Source organism: Streptomyces sp. ERV7, assembly GCF_001653515.1.
GTDB lineage: Bacteria > Actinomycetota > Actinomycetes > Streptomycetales > Streptomycetaceae > Streptomyces.
Genome location: NZ_LYOY01000001.1, coordinates 1049205 through 1066071, shown reverse-complemented (window position 1 = coordinate 1066071; position 16867 = coordinate 1049205). Strand labels below are relative to the sequence as shown.

At 72.3% G+C, this 16867-nt stretch carries 16 protein-coding genes; 5 read left to right on the top strand and 11 right to left on the bottom strand.

Features of this window, described 5'->3' with window-relative positions; all coding sequences use genetic code 11:
* Positions 1-79 precede the first annotated feature (79 nt).
* A complete protein-coding gene (soxR, locus tag A8W25_RS04815) occupies positions 80-580 on the top strand; it encodes a redox-sensitive transcriptional activator SoxR (protein WP_067156208.1) in 501 nt (166 codons plus the stop codon).
* 78 nt (positions 581-658) lie between these two features.
* Here the strand turns inward: soxR and A8W25_RS04810 are convergent, their stop codons facing one another.
* Entirely contained in the window at positions 659-1270 is a 612-nt protein-coding gene (locus A8W25_RS04810) for a hypothetical protein (RefSeq protein ID WP_067156205.1), read from the bottom strand.
* Positions 1271-1554: 284 nt separating this feature from the next.
* Here A8W25_RS04810 and A8W25_RS04805 point away from each other — a divergent pair, with 284 nt between their 5' ends.
* On the top strand, positions 1555-4332 hold the full coding sequence (locus tag A8W25_RS04805; protein WP_067156202.1) for a penicillin acylase family protein: 2778 nt from the start codon (positions 1555-1557) through the stop codon (positions 4330-4332).
* An 83-nt stretch (positions 4333-4415) separates the two neighbouring features.
* Here the strand turns inward: A8W25_RS04805 and A8W25_RS04800 are convergent, their stop codons facing one another.
* The 3 genes from A8W25_RS04800 to A8W25_RS04790 form a co-directional block, all read right to left on the bottom strand.
* A complete protein-coding gene (locus tag A8W25_RS04800) occupies positions 4416-5732 on the bottom strand; it encodes an alpha/beta hydrolase (protein ID WP_067156200.1) in 1317 nt (438 codons plus the stop codon).
* Between the two features lie 119 nt (positions 5733-5851).
* Positions 5852-7177 carry an erythromycin esterase family protein gene (locus tag A8W25_RS04795; RefSeq protein ID WP_067156197.1) on the bottom strand — a complete coding sequence of 442 codons (1326 nt, stop codon included), beginning with the start codon at positions 7175-7177 and terminating at the stop codon, positions 5852-5854.
* Between the two features lie 79 nt (positions 7178-7256).
* Entirely contained in the window at positions 7257-8498 is a 1242-nt protein-coding gene (locus tag A8W25_RS04790) for an exo-beta-N-acetylmuramidase NamZ domain-containing protein (protein ID WP_067156194.1), read from the bottom strand.
* Between the two features lie 171 nt (positions 8499-8669).
* Between A8W25_RS04790 and A8W25_RS04785 the strand changes: the two genes are divergently transcribed.
* From A8W25_RS04785 to A8W25_RS04775, 3 genes are read left to right on the top strand one after another with little or no spacing between them, the layout of a single operon-like run.
* On the top strand, positions 8670-9443 hold the full coding sequence (locus A8W25_RS04785) for an SDR family oxidoreductase (protein ID WP_067156191.1): 774 nt from the start codon (positions 8670-8672) through the stop codon (positions 9441-9443).
* Entirely contained in the window at positions 9440-11092 is a 1653-nt protein-coding gene (locus A8W25_RS04780; RefSeq protein ID WP_067156188.1) for a class I adenylate-forming enzyme family protein, read from the top strand. The genes A8W25_RS04785 and A8W25_RS04780 overlap by 4 nt, the downstream gene beginning before the upstream one ends.
* Before the next feature lie 49 nt (positions 11093-11141).
* Positions 11142-11735: a TetR/AcrR family transcriptional regulator gene (locus A8W25_RS04775; protein ID WP_067156185.1), complete on the top strand. Its 594-nt coding sequence runs from the start codon at positions 11142-11144 to the stop codon at positions 11733-11735.
* Between the two features lie 6 nt (positions 11736-11741).
* On the opposite strand, the gene A8W25_RS04770 is transcribed toward A8W25_RS04775, so the two are convergent.
* The 7 genes from A8W25_RS04770 to A8W25_RS04740 all read right to left on the bottom strand — a co-directional run bounded on the left by A8W25_RS04770 (position 11742) and on the right by A8W25_RS04740 (position 16692).
* Positions 11742-12956, bottom strand: a complete 1215-nt coding sequence (locus tag A8W25_RS04770) for an acyl-CoA dehydrogenase family protein (protein ID WP_067156183.1) — start codon at positions 12954-12956, stop codon at positions 11742-11744.
* A gap of 9 nt (positions 12957-12965) precedes the next feature.
* Entirely contained in the window at positions 12966-13994 is a 1029-nt protein-coding gene (locus A8W25_RS04765) for a phosphotransferase family protein (RefSeq protein ID WP_067156180.1), read from the bottom strand.
* Positions 13995-14096: 102 nt separating this feature from the next.
* Positions 14097-14396 carry a hypothetical protein gene (locus A8W25_RS04760; RefSeq protein ID WP_067156177.1) on the bottom strand — a complete coding sequence of 100 codons (300 nt, stop codon included), beginning with the start codon at positions 14394-14396 and terminating at the stop codon, positions 14097-14099.
* Positions 14397-14515: 119 nt separating this feature from the next.
* Positions 14516-14833 carry a DUF202 domain-containing protein gene (locus A8W25_RS04755; RefSeq protein WP_067156174.1) on the bottom strand — a complete coding sequence of 106 codons (318 nt, stop codon included), beginning with the start codon at positions 14831-14833 and terminating at the stop codon, positions 14516-14518.
* On the bottom strand, positions 14830-15222 hold the full coding sequence (locus tag A8W25_RS04750; protein WP_067156171.1) for a YidH family protein: 393 nt from the start codon (positions 15220-15222) through the stop codon (positions 14830-14832). Before A8W25_RS04750 ends, A8W25_RS04755 begins: the two co-directional genes overlap by 4 nt.
* Positions 15223-15245: 23 nt before the next feature.
* Positions 15246-15770, bottom strand: coding sequence for an NUDIX hydrolase (locus A8W25_RS04745; protein WP_067156169.1), 525 nt, complete (start codon positions 15768-15770; stop codon positions 15246-15248).
* A gap of 28 nt (positions 15771-15798) precedes the next feature.
* A complete protein-coding gene (locus A8W25_RS04740; protein WP_067156166.1) occupies positions 15799-16692 on the bottom strand; it encodes a DMT family transporter in 894 nt (297 codons plus the stop codon).
* Positions 16693-16867 lie beyond the last annotated feature (175 nt).

The window sequence follows — 16867 nt, the reverse complement described above, 5'->3', positions numbered from 1 at the left end:
TGTCCAAGCGCTTGCTCAGCATGCTGGGGGCGCTGCCCGCTGTCAACGGTGATCGCACCCGAGCAGTAGGGTTCGGGGAGTGCCGCAGATTCCAGAGAAGGTCCATGAGCTCACGGTCGGCCAGCTGTCGGCCCGCAGCGGGGCCGCCGTGTCCGCCCTGCACTTCTACGAGTCCAAGGGTCTGATCAGCAGCCGCCGCACCTCGGGCAACCAGCGCCGCTACAGCCGTGATGTGCTGCGCCGGGTCGCCTTCGTGCGGGCCGCCCAGCGGGTGGGCATCCCCCTCGCGACGATCCGGGACGCCCTCGCCGAACTCCCCGAGGAGCGCACCCCGAACCGTGAGGACTGGGCGCGGCTCTCCGAGACCTGGCGCTCCGAACTCGACGAGCGCATCAAGCAGCTGAACCGGCTGCGCAACCATCTGACGGACTGCATCGGCTGCGGATGCCTGTCGCTGGAGACCTGTGTCCTGTCCAACCCGGACGACATCTCCGGCGACCACCTCACCGGTTCGCGGCTGCTGCCCGAGCGCAAGAAGAAGCGGGCCGTGCCCGACGCGGCCTCGTGCGAGACCTGTTAGCCCTACGGCGGCGCACACCGTCCGGACGGCGCGGGGGCGGCCCGAGGCGGCCCCCGGCCGCGTCCGCCCCCGCGCGTCTCATGCCACCGATGCCAGCTCTCGGCGCCGGACCAACTTGGCGCGCACCAGCGCCTCGGCGGTCAGCACCGGCTGCGGCACCAGGATTCCGCAGGCGGCGCAGACCGGGCCGCACCACGGGTCGTGGGCCAGGTCCCGCTGCCACACCAGCCGCTGCTCCTCGCACACCGGGCAGCCCGCGCCCGGCACCGTCCGCAGCGCCGCGATGATCCGGCCGAGCACCTCGGCCAGCGGCCGCTCCGGATGCACCGACGGGTCCTCGCACCAGGCCACCCCGAAACCGCCCCAGGTGCGCCGGTGCCAGTCGTCGAAGGAGCCGGGGATCCGCAGGCCGGCGTGCTTCTCACGCTTCCTGCGGGCCGCGAACTCCGCTTCGTATCCGAGCCAGACGGCCCGCGCCGCCTCAAGCTCGTCGAGCGCGGCCACCAGCCGCGCCGGATCGGGCGCCCGGTCCTCGGGCCCGATGCCATGCCCCGCACACAGATGGTCCCAGGTCGCCCGGTGTCCATAAGGGGCGAACCGCTCAAGGCACTTGCGCAGCGAATACCGGCGCAGTGCGAGATCGTTCCCTGGGTCGCGCACCTGTCTCGCAAGGCTGCGGAAACCAGCCATGGCCCTGCCACCTCCGTCGCTCAATACTTCGGCGAATGCTCGGCGTCGAGGAATGGACGTACGGCTACCCGATCCGGCTCCATCGAAAATCCGATGGGCCCCATCAGGCAGCGCTGACCGGAATCCGTCGCACGCCCCCCGGAGTGCTCCGAGCGCCCCACTCCATCGCCCTGTGGTGATTCGGGAAAGGTCACGCACGTTCGGGAAAGGTGACGTGTGTTCATCTTCCCTCCGGCGGTACCCCTCAGTAACCTCCGCCGCATCGGTCCTCACTAGGAGCACGCATGCGACGACCCACCGCACGGCTCAGAACCGCCACCGCCGCCACCTTGATCGCCCTCTCGGCGGCCCTGCTCGCCCCCCTCAGCCAGGCCGGCGCGGCCGAACCACCCAACAGCGACTACTGCCTCGGGCGGTGCGGCGACATCCTGCCGCCCGGTGAGAACGGCAACGCCACCCTCATCGAGATCCTCGGCAACAAGGCCTTCGGCACCCATCCCGCGCACAGTGACGACCAGCTCGGCAAGTACGACGCACTCGTCGCCGGCCAGTCCTCGCTCACCGACGACAAGCTCAACTCCTTCTTCAACGACGCCTCGTTCGGGGTGCCCAGCGGCCAGGTGGCCTCCACCAGCTCACCGCGCCCCGATGTCACCATCACCCGCGACAAGGCCACCGGAGTCCCGCACATCAAGGGCACCACCCGGTACGGAACCGAGTACGGCGCCGGATACGCGGCGGGCCAGGACCGGCTCTGGCTGATGGACCTGTTCCGGCACATCGGGCGCGGCGAGCTCACCTCGTTCGCGGGCGGCGCGCTCTCCAACCAGGGCCTGGAGCAGGAGTTCTGGCCGCAGGCCCCGTACACCGAGGCCGACCTCCAGGCGCAGGTCGACCGGATCCGCACCACCAACGGCCCGCGCGGCGAACAGGCCATGGCCGACGCGCAGGCGTATGTGGACGGCATCAACGCCTACGCCAAGCAGTCCAAGGACGGCCGGTACTTCCCCGGTGAGTACGTGCTCACCGGCAAGATCGACGCCATCACCAACATCGGGGAGATCCAGCCGTTCAAGCTCACCGACCTGATCGCGCTCGCCTCCGTCGTCGGCGGGCTCTTCGGCGGGGGCGGCGGCGGCGAGGTGCAGGCCGCGCTCTCGCTCCAGGCCGCCCAGGCCAAGTACGGCGTCGCCGAGGGCACCAAGGTGTGGGAGTCGTTCCGCGAGCGCAACGACCCCGAGGCCGCGCTCACCGTCCACGACGGCACCAGCTTCCCGTACGCCACCAAGCCCGCGAACGCGCAGGGCACCGCGATGCCCGACCCCGGCACGGTCGTCCCCGAGCAGCTCGTCTACGACCGCACCGGCTCGGCGCTCACCAAGGCGAAGGCCGATGTGCGCGTACCGGAGCGCCTCAAGCCGCTGAAGGGCATCTTCAACGACGGCGCCCTGCCGGGCTTCGACATCGGCAAGCCGCGCGGGATGTCCAACGCGCTCCTCGTCTCCGGCAGCCGCACCGCGAGCGGCAACCCGGTCGCCGTCTTCGGCCCGCAGACCGGCTACTTCGCGCCACAGCTGCTGATGCTCCAGGAGATCCAGGGCCCGGGCATCAGCGCCCGGGGCGCCTCCTTCGCCGGCGTCGGCATGTACGTCCAGCTCGGCCGGGGCCAGGACTACGCCTGGTCGGCCACCTCCGCCGGACAGGACATCACCGACACCTACACCGTCGAGCTCTGCCAGGACGCGGCCCACTACCTCTACCGGGGTGTGTGCACCCCGATGGAGAAGCTGGAGAAGACCAACGCCTGGAAGCCGACCACCGCCGACAACACGGCCGCCGGCTCCTACCGGATGCAGATCTGGCGCACCAACTACGGCATCGTCAGCGCCCGTGCCAAGGTCGGCGGCAAGCAGGTCGCGTACACCTCGCTGCGCTCGACCTACCGCCACGAGGCCGACTCGATCATCGGCTTCCAGATGTTCAACGACCCGACGTACGTGAAGGACGCGGCGACCTTCCAGCAGGCCGCCCAGCACGTCGACTACGCCTTCAACTGGTTCTACGCGGACTCCCGCACCGCCGCCTACTACAACAGCGGCAAGAACCCGGTCCGCAACCCCGCCGTCGACCCGTCGCTGCCGATCGCGGCCGACCGCGCCTACGAGTGGCAGGGCTACGACCCGGCGTACAACACCGCCGAGTACACCCCGCCCGCCCAGCACCCGCAGTCCGTCGGGCAGGACTACTACATCTCCTGGAACAACAAGCAGGCCAAGGACTACACCTCCGCCGGGTTCGGCAACGGCTCGGTGCACCGGGGCAACCTCCTCGACGACCGGGTCGAGGCACTGGTCGCCCAGGGCGGGGTGACCCGCGCCGCGCTCACCCGGGCCATGGCGCAGGCCGCCGTCACCGACCTGCGGGGCGAGGACGTGCTGCCCGAGCTCCTGAAGGTGATCCGCAGCGCTCCCGTCACCGATCCCCAACTGGCCGGCGCTGTACAGCAGCTGGAGTCGTGGAAGGCGGACGGGACCCAGCGCCGGGAGACCGCGCAGGGCTCGCACACCTACACCCACCCCGAGGCCGTGCGGCTGATGGACGCCTGGTGGCCGCTGATGGTCGAGGCGGAGTTCCGGCCGGGGCTCGGGGACGGGCTGTACTCGGCGCTCACCTCCAACCTGTCCACCGACGAGGCACCGTCGGCCGGGCACGGCCCGACCGGGGCGCACGCCGGGTCCGCCTTCCAGTACGGCTGGTGGAGCTATGCGGACAAGGATCTGCGGTCGGTGCTCGGCGAGCCCGTGCAGGGGGCGCTGGCCCGTAAGTACTGCGGCGACGGGAGCCTCTCCGCCTGCCGTGACGCCCTCCTCGCCACGCTGAAGCAGGCGGCGGCCAAGACGCCCGCGCAGGTGTATCCCGGTGACGCGGGGTGCTCCGCCGGGGATCAGTGGTGTGCCGACTCGATCGTCCAGCGGCCGCTGGGCGGGATCAGCCAGAACGCGGTCAACTGGCAGAACCGGCCCACGTATCAGCAGGTCGTGGAGTTCGCCTCGCACCGGTAGGGCTGTCGTTCGGCCGCGGGCCGTGTGCGGCCGGTCGCGCGCATCCCCGCGCCCCTCGCGGGAACGGGGCGCGGGGACGCGCGTCAGGTGCGGCCAATGCGGCCTGCCGCCAGAACCACCCTCGCAAGTTCCGGGTGGCAGATGTCGGAGTGGGCGCCCGAGGGCGGGCCGCCCGCTCGGACCACCGACTCGGCGTTGACGCTCACGCAGCCCGAGTCGGGCACCCCGTCCCGCAGCACCTCCGCCAGGGTGAGTTCGGTGCACGGGGACACCGACTGGATGCCGTCGTGGCCGATCGCCCACCAGCGCCGGTCGAGCTCCAGCAAGCCCTGGTAGTCGCCGGCCAGCTTGGACGCCAGCGGGTAGATCACCCCGAGGGCGGTGTCGAAGCGCGAGTAGCAGGAGACCACCGGGCCGTCCACCCGGCGCTGGAGCGCCGCGAGCGCGCCCGTACCGCCGAGCCCGGACGGCAGCCGCTCGGCGAACGCGTAGTGCGAGAAGGCCCCTTCGAGCAGGGTCACCGACTTGACGTTGCGCGCCCCCTCCGGCAGGCCCTTCAGCGCGAAGGCGACCAGCCGCCCGCCCTGGCTGTGCCCGACCAGATGGATCCGCATCGCGGGTCTGGTCCGGGCGAGCTCACCGAGCAGCGGTCCGAGCCCGAGCTGGCCGACCTTGCCGGACCGGCGCTTCATCTCGTAGTACGTGGTCTGGCGCAGCACCTCCTTGGCGCCGTCCCACAGGTGCTTGAGCGAGCGGCCGATCGAGAACGAGGGGCCGGGCGGGCCCGCCTCGACCCGCATACCGGTGTCGGACAGGGCGAGCGTGAACTCCCGGTACAGCCCGAGGGTGTCGTCGCTCAGGAGCACCGCGCCGCCCGCGCCGTCGTCCACGGTGTCGGCCGTGAAGCCAGACGATTCCGCGTCATCCGCCACCAACTCCCGGGTGAGAAGGCCGAACTGGCGGAATGCCTCCTCCGCGTCCGGCCGTTCGTCGAGCAGCCGGGCCAGCGCGTCGACGGTCACCTCGTGCCCGGGGAAGGCCCGTTTGAGGGCGTCCACGGTCGCTGGGTCCAGGCCCGCGCACGGCTCCGTGGCCAGGGCGGCGTGCGGGAAGTCGGGGATGTGCTCGTCGGCGAAGCGGATGGAGGGCCAGACGATGCCCGCGTACCCGAGGCGCACCCCCGATCCGGCCGCGCCCGCCTCGGCCAGCAGGCCGGGGAAGGGGGCGAAGAAGCGGCGGTACAGGGCCGTTGCGACCGAGCGGGTGTTGTTCCAGCCGTGCGAGAACATCACCAGATCGGTGACGTCCAGATCCGCGAGGGCCCTGCGCTCCGCGGGAGCGGCGTCGCCGTCCGCGTCGAAGGTGATCTCCCGATACGGCTCGACTCCGATGTCCGCCATGGCGTGGCCCTCCGGTCCGTTCGCTGACGATGGGGCGGGGCTGAGGCCTCACATCGTCCCGCCGGACCGGAGGGCTGACCATACGCAGGACATCGCAGAACGGGCACGATCGGGGGAGGTCAGAGCCGGTGCGCCGCCGTCACCCGGTGCAGGTGCACCAGTACGTCGAACGAGGGGCCGAGCCGCACCTGGTCGTCCTCCTGGGGCCAGGAGTTGCCGATGGACCGCGTCGGCCGGAAAACGCCCAGCCAGTCCTTCGCCGGCTTCGCCACCCGGCGCAGATCGAGGTAGTAGTCGCGCGGCGAGACCCGCTCCAGGACCTCCTCGTTGCTGCCCGGCCCGGGCGGCCCGACGGTGAACTCGCGGATCGGCTCGGCCGGATCGTTCAGATCGAGGGCGTTGAACGAGCCCTGCCCGAAGGTGAACCCGATGTTCATGTACGCGGCCCCGACCGCGTCCCGGATGTAGGCGCCCTGGAGCTTCGGGTACTCGGCGGTGAGCGTCGGGGCGTACGCCACATGGCCGTTGTGCGCGGAGAGCAGCATCCGGTGCCCGGTCTGGCGCTGCCACCACACGGTGTTCTCGGCCATCACCCGGTCCCGGTAGCGCCGGGACTCCTTGAGCTGGTCCGGGTCGAAGAAGTCGAACGACCACATGGCGCCGGTCTGCGCGAGGGTGCGCGCGTACTGGAGGACCCAGGCGTGCTCCGTCCGGTCCGGCCCCGGGCGCCGGCCCCGCAGCAGGTCGTAGGCCTGGCGCAGCTCGCCGGCCAGGCGCTTGCGCTCGGCGAGCGGGCGCTTGATCATGGCGTTCATGGTGTCGCCGACGCCCGCGGTGGGCCGGGAGTCCCGGTAGAGGGCGGTGAGCCGGGGCAGCAGCGCGGGGTAGTGCTTCGCGGTGTACGCGCTCACCTCGTCGAAGAGCCGCGGGCCCGCGTATCCCATGTCGTCGCCCATGAACTGGACCTTGCGGCTGTGGTGCAGGTTGTAGTCGCGCATCCAGCGGATCAGGTCCAGGTACTCCCGGGTCTCCCACATCGCGTACGAGCTCTGGAACTCCTCGCGCACGATCCGCTCGGGATCGCCCTCGCCGCGCAGCACATAGGCGTTGACGCGCATCCCCGAGGACCAGGCCGTCTCCAGGGCGAAGGTGGTGAAGCCCTTCTTCTCGACGAGGTACTGGAACACGCGTCGCTTGGCCGCGAAGAACTCGTGCGAGTTGTGCGTCGCCTCGCCGAGGCCCACGATGTCCGCCGAGCCGACCATTCGGCCCAGCGGCCGAAGATCGTCCAGGGGCTGCGCCGAGCGCGCCAACTGCCGCTCCGGGGTGGCGGGTTCGGCCGCCTTCGCGGTCGGGGCGGCCGCCGTGAACGCGCCGAGCGTCAGGCCGAGCAGGAGGAGCAGGGCCTGGCGCGGACGGTGGTGGGTGTCGTGGAACAGATGCATGGCACCAGCCTGTCGGCCGGGCCGGTGCCGGGCCCATCCCGCCAGCCACCGGCCGCCCCGGGGGTTTTCCCCCGGGCCCTCACCGGTACAGCAGATACCGCGCCCGCGTGGCCCGGAAGGCCGTGAGTCCGGCCTGCCAGGCGCCCACCACGTCGTCGGTGCCCGCGCCCGCGTCGATCAGGGTGCGGACGGTGGCCGACCCGGTGAGCTTGTCGATCCAGTGGTCCGGCCGCCAGGCGAAGCCGCTCCACACCTTCTTCGCCGTCACCAGGAGCGCGATCCCGGTGCGCACCGGGTCGTACGACTCGCGGTCGTGGACGTGGAGTTGGACGCCGCCGACGGTCTTCCCCTGGAACTTGGAGAAGGTGGGCGTGAAGTAGGCCTCGCGGAAGCGGACCCCCGGCAGATCGAGGGCGTTCACGGCGGCCGCCCAGCGCGCGTCGATCCCCTCGGCGCCGAGCAGTTCGAAGGGCCGGGTGGTGCCGCGCCCCTCGGACAGGTTGGTGCCCTCGAACACGCAGGTGCCCGCGTAGACGAGCGCCGTGTCGGGGGTCGGCATGTTGGGGCTCGGCGGGACCCAGGGCAGCCCGGTGGAGTCGAAGAAACCCTCGCGCCGCCAGCCCGTCATCCGTACGGTCTCCACCCGGACGCGCCCGCCCAGGAACTCGGCGTCGAAGAGTCCGGCCAGCTCGCCCACCGTCATCCCGTGCGCCTGCGCGATCGGCTCGCGCCCGACGAAGGTCGCGAACGCCTTGTCGAGCACCGGTCCGCTCGCCGCCCGGCCGGTCACCGGGTTCGGCCGGTCGAGCACCACGAACCGCTTCCCGGCGAGCGCGGCCGCCTCCATGCAGTCGTAGAGCGTCCAGATGTACGTGTAGAAGCGCGCGCCCACGTCCTGGATGTCGAAGACGACCGTGTCCACGCCCGACGCGGTGAACACGGCGGCGAGCGGCTGCCCGCTGACGCCGTACGTGTCGTATACCGGGAGCCCCGTCGCCGGGTCGTCGTAGCGCCCCTGTGAGCCGCCCGCCTGGGCCGTGCCCCGGAAGCCGTGCTCGGGGCCGAACACCGCGACCAGGTTCACGCGCGGGTCGGCGTGCATCACGTCCACGATGTGCCGGACGTCCGCCGTCACCCCGGTGGGGTTGGTGACCACGCCGACCCCGCGGCCCGCCAGGGCCCGGTAGCCGTCGGCGGCCAGCCGGTCGAAGCCGGTGCGCACGGCGACGGGGCGATGGCGGGCGGGGGCCGCGCCCACGACCGCCGCGCTCGCCGCCACGGTCCCCGTACCCGCCAGCAGGCCCCGTCTGGACAGGCTCATCGCTGTACCCCCTCGGCCCCGGCCGCGCACGGTGTCATGGCCACGCACGCTAGCGCGCGGGGGCGCGACGGGGAACGAGCCGCACGGGACGGTTGGCGACGGCCCCTTCCGTCCGTACATACCGACTGGTTAGTCTGCACCTCAGTCGGCATGCGGAGAGGCGGATTCTCGATGGGTTCGGTCCAGGACGTCCAGGGCGCGGCAGTGGTGGTCACCGGGGCGGGCGGCGGCATAGGCGCCGCGCTCGCGCGCAGATTCGCGGCGGAGGGCGCCCGCGTCGTCGTCAACGACCTCGACGAGGCCAAGGCCCGCAGGACCGCCGAGGAGATCGGCGCGATCGCCGTCCCCGGCGACGCCTCCGGCGTCGTCCCGCTCGCCCGCGAGGCGCTGGGCGGGACCATCGACGTCTACTGCGCCAACGCGGGCCTGGGCTCCGGCGGCTCCGAGGCCGCCCCGGAGGACGTCTGGGAGGCCGCCTGGGACGTCAATGTGATGGCCCACGTCCGCGCCGCCCGCGAGCTGCTGCCCGAGTGGCTGGAGCGCGGCGGCGGCCGGTTCGTGTCGACGGTGTCGGCCGCCGGGCTGCTCACCATGATCGGCGCGGCCCCGTACAGCGTCACCAAGCACGGCGCCCTCGCCTTCGCCGAGTGGCTCTCGCTCACCTACCGCCACCGGGGTGTGAAGGTCCACGCGATCTGCCCGCAGGGCGTGCGCACCGACATGCTGGCCGCCACCGGCTCGGCCGGGGACCTGGTGCTCGTGCCCACCGCCATCGAGCCCCCGGCCGTGGCCGACGCGCTCTTCGCGGCGATGGCCGAGGAGCGGTTCCTGGTGCTGCCGCACCCGGAGGTGGCCGGCTACTACGGCGCCCGGGCCGGTGATCCGGACCGCTGGCTCACCTCCATGAACCTCCTCCAGCAGAAGTGGGAGGCGGACGGATCATGAGTTCCCCGTACGCGGCGAAGCCCTGGCTCGGGCAGCTCACCGAGGCCCAGCGGGCACCGGTCAGCCCGCCCGCCAGTGTGGTGCACGCCTTCCGCGCCGCCGTGCTGCGCGCCCCCGACCGCACCGCGCTCGCCTACTTCGACGGGCGGCTCACCTACCGCGAGACCGACGCGCTCTCCGACTCCGTGGCCGGCCACCTCGCCGCCCGGGGCCTCCAGCCGGGCGACCGGGTCGCGATCATGCTCCAGAACACCCCGCACTTCGTGATCGCGCTGCTCGGCGCCTGGAAGGCGGGCGCGACCGTCGTCCCGCTCAACCCGATGTACAAGTCGGCCGAGGTCGGACACGTCCTGGGCGATGCCGAGGTCACCGCGCTCATCTGCTCCGACCGCGCCTGGGAGGCGTATCTGCGGGACACCGCCGCCGGCTCGCCCGTCCGGATCGCGCTCACCGCCTGCGAGCTGGACCTGCAGAGCCGCGACGACGCGCGCGTGCTCGCCTTCGAGCGGCTGCCCCGTCCCGCCGACACCGACGACCTGCTGGCCGTCGCCCGGCAGGGCCTGCCGGCCCCGGGCGGACGCGAACCCGCCCCCGACGCCACGGCGTTGATCAGCTACACCTCGGGGACCAGCGGCACCCCCAAGGGCGCCATGAACACCCACCGGGGCATCACCTACAACGCCGAGCGCCAGCGCACCGGCCACCCGATAGCCGAGGGCGCGGGCTACTTCGCGCTGGCCCCGCTCTTCCACATCACCGGCATGGTCTGCCAGCTCGCCGCGTGCGTCGCCAACGCGGGCACCCTGATCCTGGCCTACCGCTTCCACCCCGGCGTGGTCCTCGACGCCTTCGCCGAGCACCGCCCGGCCTACACCGTGGGCCCCTCCACCGCGTTCATGGCCCTCGCGGCGGCCCCCGGCGTCACCCGCGAGCACTTCGACTCCTTCCGGGTGATCTCCTCGGGCGGCGCGCCGGTGCCGCCCGCACTGGTGGAGAAGTTCCGGGACGCCTTCGGCCCGTATCTGCGCAACGGCTACGGGCTGACCGAGTGCACCGCGCCCTGCGCCTCGGTGCCGCCGGAGCGCGAGGCCCCGGTCGACCCGGTCTCGGGCACGCTCTCGGTCGGCCTGCCCGGCCCCGAGACGGTCGTACGGATCCTCGACGAGGAGGGCGAGGAGGTGGGCCTCGGGGAGCAGGGCGAGATCGTGGTGCGCGGCCCGCAGGTCGTGCCCGGCTACTGGCGCCGCCCCGAGGCCACCGCCGAGACCTTCCCGGACGGCGAACTGCGCACCGGCGACATCGGGTTCATGGACCGGGACGGCTGGCTCTACGTCGTCGACCGCAAGAAGGACATGATCAACGCGTCCGGCTTCAAGGTGTGGCCGCGCGAGGTCGAGGACGTGCTCTACGGCCACCCGGCGGTGCGCGAGGCGGCCGTCGTCGGCGTCCCCGACCCGTACCGGGGAGAGAACGTCAAGGCGTACGTGAGTCTGCGCCCCGGCGCCGAGGTCACCCCCGGCGAGCTCTCCGCGTACTGCGAGGAACGGCTGGCCGCGTACAAATATCCCCGGCAGGTCGAGGTACTAGCGGAGCTTCCCAAGACGGCGAGTGGGAAGATCCTCAGGCGGGAACTGCGTTCCCGCCACTAGAACGGCGTGAAAACGCGGGTGCGACCAACGAGAGAGAGGCGGCGACGGCATGGCCAGGACGACGGACGGGAGCGGTACCCCCGTCCCCCAGAGGCTGCTGGCCGCCGCCACCCGCCTCTTCGCCGAGAACGGGTACGACAGGACCTCGGTCCAGGAGATCGTGGAGGCGGCGGGCGTCACCAAGGGGGCGCTCTACCACTACTTCGGCTCCAAGGAGGACCTGCTCCAGGAGGTCTACGCGCGCGTGCTGCGCCTCCAGCAGGAGCGCCTCGACGCCTTCGCGGACGCGGACGCGCCCATCGAGCGGCGGCTGCGCGACGCGGCCGCCGACGTGGTGGTCACCACCATCGAGAACCTCGACGACGCGTCCATCTTCTTCCGCTCGATGCACCACCTCAGCCCCGAGAAGAACAAGCAGGTACGGGTCGAGCGGCGGCGCTACCACGAGCGGTTCCGGGCCCTGGTCGAGGAGGGCCAGACGGCCGGGGTCTTCTCCACGGCCACCCCGGCCGACCTGGTGGTGGACTACCACTTCGGGTCGGTCCACCACCTGTCCACCTGGTACCGGCCGGACGGGCCGCTCACCCCGCAGCAGGTCGCCGACCACCTCGCCGACCTGCTGCTGCGGGCGCTGCGCCCCTGACCGGGGCTACAGGTACTTCTTCAGCTCCCGGCGGGCCAGCGAGCGCTGGTGGACCTCGTCGGGACCGTCGGCGATGCGCAGGGTCCGCGCCGCCGCCCACAGTTCGGCGAGCGGGAAGTCCTGGCTCACCCCGCCCGCGCCGTGCGTCTGGACGGCCCTGTCGATGATGTCGAGGACCGTCCGGGGTGTGGCGATCTTGATGGCCTGGATCTCGGTGTGGGCGCCGCGGTTGCCCACGGTGTCCATCAGCCAGGCGGTCTTCAGGACGAGCAGCCGCAGCTGCTCCACCGCCACCCGCGCGTCAGCGATCCACTCCTGCACTACGCCCTGCTGGGCGATCGGCCTGCCGAACGCGGTCCTGGCCACCGCCCGGCGGCACATCAGCTCGATGGCCCGCTCGGCCATGCCGATCAGCCGCATGCAGTGGTGGATCCGGCCGGGCCCGAGGCGGGCCTGGGCGATGGCGAAGCCGCCGCCCTCCTCGCCCACCAGGTTCTCGGCGGGCACCCGGGCGCCGTGGAAGACGACCTCGGCGTGGCCGCCGTGCGAGTGGTCCTCGTAGCCGTACACCTGCATGGCGCGGCGGATCTCGACGCCCGGGGTGTCGCGCGGCACCAGCACCATCGACTGCTGGCGGCGGACGTCCTCGTTGTCCGGGTCGGTCTTGCCCATCACGATGAAGATCCTGCAGTCCGGGTTCATCGCCCCGGAGATGTACCACTTGCGGCCGGTGACCACGTACTCGTCGCCCTCCCGGGCGATCCGGGTCTCGATGTTGGTGGCGTCCGAGGAGGCCACCTCCGGCTCGGTCATCGCGAACGCGGACCGGATCTCCCCGGCGAGCAGCGGCTCCAGCCACCGCTTCTTCTGCTCGTCCGAGCCGAACTGGGCGAGCACCTCCATGTTCCCGGTGTCCGGCGCCGCGCAGTTGAGGGCGGTGGGCGCCAGGTGCGGGGAGCGGCCGGTGATCTCGGCGAGCGGTGCGTACTGGAGGTTGGTGAGCCCGGCGCCGTGTTCGGCGTCGGGCAGGAACAGGTTCCACAGCCCCTGGCTGCGGGCCTCGGCCTTGAGCTCCTCCACCACGGCGGGCGTGTCCCACGGGGACTTCAGCAGCAGGCGCTGCTCGTGTGCGGTGGTCTCGGCCGGGTAGACGTACTGCTCCATGAAGGTGAGCAGTTTGGCGCGCAGCTCTTGGGTGCGGGCGTCGAATGCGAAGTCCATGGCGGGAGTTCAGCCTTCCTGCGGTGACTGGAGGGTGGTGAGGCCGTGGCCGATGAAGACCGGCACCAGGTCCCCGATGCGGTCGAAGCCCGCGCCGACGGTCTGGCCCAGGGTGTAGCGGTAGTGGATGCCCTCCAGGATCACGGCGAGCTTGAACCAGGCGAACGCCGTGTACCAGGAGATGGCCGAGGTGTCCCGGCCCGAGCGGGCGGCGTACCGCTCGATCAGCTCGGCGGGGGTGGGGTGTCCGGCGGCCCCGGCAGTGGTGGAGACGGGGGAGTCCTTCACCGTGATCTCGGCGCTGTACATCACCAGCAGCCCGAGGTCGGTCAGCGGGTCGCCGAGGGTCGACATCTCCCAGTCGAGGACCGCCTTGATCTCGTCGTCGTCCCCGACGAGGACGTTGTCGAGCCGGTAGTCGCCGTGGATGACCGTGGGGGCGGGGGAGACGGGCAGCTCACGGCCGAGCGCCGCGTGCAGCTCGTCGATCCCGGCTAGCTCCCGGTTGCGGGAGGCGTCGAGCTGCTTGCCCCAGCGGCGCAGCTGGCGGTCGAGGAAGCCCTCCGGGCGCCCGAAGTCCCCGAGGCCGACCGCCTCGGGGTCCACCGCGTGCAGCTCGACCAGCGTGTCCACCAGGCCGAGGATCGCGGCCCGGGTGCGCTCCGGGCCCAGCGGAGCCAGCTGCTCCGCCGTGCGGTACGGGGTCCCGGCGACGTACTCCATGACGTAGAACGGCGCGCCAAGGACCGAGTCGTCCTCGCACAGGAGCAGCGGCTCCGGCACCGGGACCGATGTCGGGTGCAGGGCGCTGATCACCCGGTGCTCGCGCTTCATGTCGTGCGCGGTGGCCAGGACATGGCCGAGCGGAGGTCTGCGGACCACCCACTGGCCGCTGCCGTCGGTCACGATGTACGTCAGGTTCGACCGGCCGCCCTCGACGAGCCGGGCGCTGAGCGGTCCGTTCACCAGCCCCGGCCGCACGCGGTCGAGGTGGGCGCGCAGCCGCTCCGGGTCGAGGCCTGGCGGGACTGTGCTCATGGCGGGGTACCTCCGGGAACGGCGATCGTGTCACGGACACGCTACCGACCAGTCGGTATGTCGTCCAGACGTCGCCGCCTGTTCAGTACCCCGCTCCGGGCCTCAGTGGTCGTCCCAGTGGCCCTCGTGCTCGGCGTGCCGGTGACCGTCGTGGACGAAGTCCAGATGGTCGCCGTGCTCCACGGAGTGGTGCCCGCAGCCGACGCCGTGCTCGTGCGCGTGCCCGTCGTGGGCGACGTGCCCGGCCGGCTCGCACTCGTCCCAGTGCCCCGAGTGCTCGCGGTGCAGATGCCCGTCGTGGGCGTAGTCGGTGTGGTCCCCGTGCGGCACCGCCCGGTGCCCGCAGTCGGGCCCGTGCGCGTGCTCGTGCGTGGCGGGGTGCTCTTCGTGGCGGACGGTCATGGCGTTCACCTCTGGAGATCGCTTGCCTCCCACGCTAATGCGCGGACCCCGCCTCCGCTTGCGCCGGCGTGGTGGGGCCGGAGGAACAAGGGCGGCGAGGGAGTGACCGGCCCGGCCGCTCAGAGCAGCATGGCCAGCGCGAACAGCGCCAGCGCCGCCACGCACACCAGCGCCGCGACCGCCTCGCGCGCTCGCAGCACCTCGGGCCGGGCCGAGCGGGTCAGGGACTGGATACGGCGGTGGGCCACGGCCAGGAAGCCCAGCCAGACAAGCCCGCTCAGGGCCGCCGCGACCAGACCGACGGCCGTTCCGCCGCCGTGCAGGGCCTGCTTGGCCGCGAGGACCGCCGCCACCGTGCAGGACAGCGTCGTGCGGCGCCAGGCGAGCCGGGTCCGCTCGGGCTGGAGGCCGGGGTCCCGGTCGGGTACGCGCGTCACCCGGCCCAGCCGAAGACGACGACCACCACCATGACGACGGCGACCACCGCGACGGCCACGCTCAGCAGGGTGGGGAAGCGGGAGACGGGCAGGTCCTCGCCGCGCCGCATCGCCCGCTCGCACCGCACCCAGTGGTTCACCGCCCGCAGCGCGCACAGCACCCCGGCCCCCAGCAGCGCCAGGGCCAGCCCGACGCGTACGCCCCAGCGCAGGTCCGGCAGGAACTGGTCGACCGCGAAACCGCCGCCGACCAGGGCGAGCGACGTCCGGATCCAGGCCAGGAACGTACGCTCGTTGGCGAGTGAGAAACGGTAGTCCGGAGTCTCGCCCTCCTCGCCGATGCGCTCGGGCGCGAACCACAGCCGCAGGGTCTGCGCGATGCTGATCACCTTTGCACACTACCCGCAGGGGATCATCGGGCCCGGTGCGCGCGCAGCCGCCGGTACGCGTCGAGCCCGTCCGGCACCCACTCCCAGTCGTCGAGCCGCCGCTCCACCTCGGCCTCGGGCAGGAAGTCGTGCCAGGCGACCTCCTCCACCTGCGGCCGTACCGGCAGGGTGCAGCGCACCTCGTACACGGACGACCACCATGTCTGCCGCCCGTCCGCGCCGCCCTCGTAGAGGAACTTGAACAGCGGTACGGGCCGGGGCAGCCCGGACACCCCGAGCTCCTCCTCGGCCTCGCGCAGGGCGGCGTCGTCATAGCTCTCGCCCGCGCCGACCACACCGCCGACGAACATGTCGTACAGCGAGGGGAAGACCAGCTTGGTCGGGGTGCGCCGGTGCACGAAGACCCGGTCCTCGGCGTCCCGGGCCAGGACGAACACACAGCGGTGGCGCAGCCCCCGGGCGTACGCCTCACCGCGCGGCGCCCGGCCCACCACGTGGTCGCGCTCGTCGACGATGTCGAGGATCTCGTCAGAGGGAGAGGCGCTCATGAGGCTCATCCAACCACCGGGCCCGGGGTCAGTGGGGCTGGAGGTCGCGGATCGGCTCCTTGGGCCCCGCGCCCGAGGGCATCGCCGGATGCATCCCGAGCAGCACGATCCCGGTGACGATGGCGGCGAGTCCGCACGCCTCCCAGGCGAGCGCCCCCGCGTCGGTACGCAGCTGGTCGCCCAGGAAGCCGACGCCGCAGGCGATCCCGGCGAGCGGCTGGGCCGCGGTGAGGGCGGGCAGCGACATCCGCAGCGGGGCGGTCTCGAAGGCGCTCTGCACCAGGATCAGCCCGGTCACACCGAGCACCAGCACGCCGTACGGCTGCCAGCCCATCAGCATGTGGGTGAAGCCGTCCGCTCGGAACCGCTCGCCGCTGACCCGGGTGAGGGCGTCCTGGAGGCCGTAGAGGAACCCGGCGGCGGTGGCGAGGAGGGTGGGCCCGGCGCTGAGGCGGGACCGTTTGGCGTACACGGTGAGGACGAGCGCGATCCCGAGGACGATCCCGACGATCAGCCAGTGCCGCAGGGGGCCGGCGGAGTCGTTGCCGCCGCGCGGCTGGCCCGCCACCATGAAGGCGGTCACCCCGCCCGCGAGGAGGGTGAGCCCCGCCCAGCCCTGGCGGCCCAGCGACTGCCTGGTCTGCCAGCGGGACAGGGCCATGGCGAAGAAGAGGTTGGTGGCGAGGAGCGGCTCCACCTGGGAGACCTCGCCCTGGCTCAGCGCCAGCGCGCCGAGCACCATGCCCGCGACCATCAGCCCCATCCCGGCGAGCCAGCGGGGCACCCGTACGAGGTCCAGCAGCAGCCGCGGCGAGAGGAAGTCGCTCAGCGGGGCGTGCTGGGCGGCGTTCTGCTGGAGCACGAACCCGAAGCCCAAGCAGCAGGCCGCGCCCACGGCGAGAGCGAGGACGAGAACCGACACGGGGGGACACCTTCAAGTGCGGCCGGGGGTTGTGAACTTGCTCGACGATAGCGCCCCGGGCGCCGCGACGCCTCCCGAGTACCACCCGGGCCGGGGCCCCAGCCCGCCAAGCACTGCGAGGGCCGCCCCGCCGAGGCCGCCGCCCTCTTCCACCGCATCGGCCGGCACTTCACCC

Excerpts from the sequence above, each read along its gene's own strand:
- A8W25_RS04810 (WP_067156205.1), bottom strand. The coding sequence starts at position 1,270 with ATGGCTGGTTTCCGCAGCCTTGCGAGACAGGTGCGCGACCCAGGGAAC.
- A8W25_RS04805 (WP_067156202.1), top strand. The coding sequence starts at position 1,555 with ATGCGACGACCCACCGCACGGCTCAGAACCGCCACCGCCGCCACCTTG.
- A8W25_RS04800 (WP_067156200.1), bottom strand. The coding sequence starts at position 5,732 with ATGGCGGACATCGGAGTCGAGCCGTATCGGGAGATCACCTTCGACGCG.
- A8W25_RS04795 (WP_067156197.1), bottom strand. The coding sequence starts at position 7,177 with ATGCATCTGTTCCACGACACCCACCACCGTCCGCGCCAGGCCCTGCTC.
- A8W25_RS04790 (WP_067156194.1), bottom strand. The coding sequence starts at position 8,498 with ATGAGCCTGTCCAGACGGGGCCTGCTGGCGGGTACGGGGACCGTGGCG.
- A8W25_RS04785 (WP_067156191.1), top strand. The coding sequence starts at position 8,670 with ATGGGTTCGGTCCAGGACGTCCAGGGCGCGGCAGTGGTGGTCACCGGG.
- A8W25_RS04780 (WP_067156188.1), top strand. The coding sequence starts at position 9,440 with ATGAGTTCCCCGTACGCGGCGAAGCCCTGGCTCGGGCAGCTCACCGAG.
- A8W25_RS04775 (WP_067156185.1), top strand. The coding sequence starts at position 11,142 with ATGGCCAGGACGACGGACGGGAGCGGTACCCCCGTCCCCCAGAGGCTG.
- A8W25_RS04770 (WP_067156183.1), bottom strand. The coding sequence starts at position 12,956 with ATGGACTTCGCATTCGACGCCCGCACCCAAGAGCTGCGCGCCAAACTG.
- A8W25_RS04765 (WP_067156180.1), bottom strand. The coding sequence starts at position 13,994 with ATGAGCACAGTCCCGCCAGGCCTCGACCCGGAGCGGCTGCGCGCCCAC.
- A8W25_RS04760 (WP_067156177.1), bottom strand. The coding sequence starts at position 14,396 with ATGACCGTCCGCCACGAAGAGCACCCCGCCACGCACGAGCACGCGCAC.
- A8W25_RS04745 (WP_067156169.1), bottom strand. The coding sequence starts at position 15,770 with ATGAGCGCCTCTCCCTCTGACGAGATCCTCGACATCGTCGACGAGCGC.